A 2,168-nucleotide genomic window follows, 5' to 3' on the forward strand; every position below is an offset into this window, starting at 1 on the left:
CAAGGAGCGTCTGCCGGGCGTCGTGCGCGGCATGCTCGACGGTCGCAGCAATGCCTATGTCGAGGCGATGAATGGCATGCTCCAACAAACCAAGCGGGCCGCGCGCGGATTTCGAACCGTGAAGAACTTCGTGGCCATCGCCTACCTCCGCATGTCCAGGCTAAAACATTTGCCGCAAAACCCTTTGCGTCCCGCCGCCTCGCGTGATCAAGGGATTAAACGCTATCGCGCCAGCCGTCAAGTTCCACTCAAAACGGCATAGAGCCATCTGCATTGCGCCATCGCCGACAATCGCAACGACAGGCCGTTCGGGAAAAGCGAATTTTGCGGCGATCGCGTACGGCACTGCGGCGCCCATGGAGGCGAGCCCTCCCGACAGTGAGCACATCATGCCTCGCTGAACCTTAAGGTCACGCGCATACCAGTTAGCGCAGGAGCCAGAATCGCTCGTCACTATCGCGTTTGCCGGAATCCGCGGCGAGAGTTCCCAAACGGTACGTTGAGGATTAACGCCGGTATCTGCTTTCTCCAAGGCCCGTTTTTCTAACGTCTTCCACCATTTCTTCGTCCACCCCTCAATTTTTTCACGCCACGCCTGGTCCGGCTTCGCATCAAGCATTGAAAGGAGCGCGCGCAATGTCTGTGCGCTATCACCAACGAGATTCACTTCCATCGGGTAACGCAAGCTCAGCATGTCAGCCTTGATGTCAATTTGTACGCCCCGCGCCGCTCCTTCTTTTGGCAAGAATTCCGAATAGGGGAAACCCGAGCCAATCATCAGCAAGGTGTCGCATTCGGTCATGAGGTCGTAGCTCGGTTTCGTTCCGAGCAGGCCGATGCTCCCAGTCACCCACGGAAGATCGTCCGGTAATACCGCCTTGCCGAGCAGGGCTTTTGCGACCCCCGCACCAAGCTTATTCGCAATGGCGATAACTTCATCGGTTGCATGAAGGGCGCCCGCGCCCACCAAAATTGCGACCTTCTTCCCTGCATTAAGGACAGCCGCTGCGCGTTGCAAATCTTCTTCGTAGGGGACTACCTTCGGGGGGGTGTACCCGACTCCCGAATGAAGCGTGCCGTGTTTGCGTCCGGGCGCCTCATAGTCGAGATCCTGCAAGTCATTGGGCAGAATGATTGCTGTGACCTTGCGTTCTGCCATCGCTATGCGAACAGCCCGGTCGACTAGGTGACGGACCTGCGCAGGCACGCTCGCCTGTTGAACAAACGCGCCGGCCACGTCTTTGAACAGGGAGACTAGATCGAGTTCCTGCTGAAAGTGCCCGCCAAGAGCCGCCCGGGCTTGCTGACCTGTAATGGCAAGCACAGGCATATGGTCCATGCGCGCATCGTAAAGGCCCGTCACAAGATGGGATGCGCCCGGCCCCGACGTTGCCAAGCAAACACCGAGTTCGCCGGTAAACTTGGCATGAGCGCTAGCCATGAATGCTGCCATTTCTTCGTGGCGGACCTGCACGAATTCGATGCGGGAATGCGAACGATTGAGTGCGCCGAGTAGACCATTGATGCCGTCGCCGGGATAGCCATATATGCGCCGTATTCCCCATGCATGCAGGCGTTCAACGAAAAAATCAGAGACGGTCTGCTTCATCATGTTCCTCGGCTTTGTTGATCATGAGTATGTACAACTCGCTTAACTCAAGCTTTCGTTTCGCTAGCGACACGGTTAGTAACCCGTAACTAGCGAGGCTGTATTGACGTGACGGCAATATCTGTTCCTGGAACTTGGCGACCCTCAGAGCATTTTGACCTTCTTTCTATAGTGCTTCGCGCATAGCAAAGGTAAGCGGCTCGGCTGGGCCGTGTCCTCACGCGCGCGCGAGTGAGGCATGATGGCGATGGCGTGTTGGAGTCCGTATAGATCAAGGGAGATCGTGTCCACGATCGGCGATCATGGGGACGATCCATCCAAATCTATCCAGATCTACCGGATTGAGATTGTGGCGGGGTGAGGGGTTTTAGTTTGTCAGCCACATTCCAAGGCAGCAATTCGTCGATGCGAGAGATCTTGTGATCAGCGATGTGGGTCAGGATGTATTCTAGGTAGGCACGCGGGTTGATTCCGTTGAGCTTGCACGTCCCGATCAAGCTATACATCGCGGCGGCCCGCTCGCCCCCGCTGTCGGAGCCGACGAACAGATAATTTTTGC

General features: G+C 56.6%; 2 protein-coding genes and 1 pseudogene. 1 reads left to right on the top strand and 2 read right to left on the bottom strand.

What is annotated here, in order from left to right:
• The coding region (locus BSU04_RS15455; protein WP_144021245.1) for a transposase at window positions 1-262 on the top strand (262 nt) is incomplete at its 5' end.
• Window positions 263-265: 3 nt separating this feature from the next.
• Here BSU04_RS15455 and BSU04_RS15460 read toward each other — a convergent pair.
• Window positions 266-1,609 (bottom strand): annotated as a pseudogene (locus BSU04_RS15460) (thiamine pyrophosphate-requiring protein); the annotation flags it as partial.
• A gap of 323 nt (window positions 1,610-1,932) precedes the next feature.
• The coding region (locus BSU04_RS15465; RefSeq protein WP_144021246.1) for a transposase domain-containing protein at window positions 1,933-2,168 on the bottom strand (236 nt) is incomplete at its 5' end.

Origin of the sequence: Caballeronia sordidicola (assembly GCF_002220365.1) — a bacterium.
GTDB lineage: Bacteria > Pseudomonadota > Gammaproteobacteria > Burkholderiales > Burkholderiaceae > Caballeronia > Caballeronia sordidicola_C.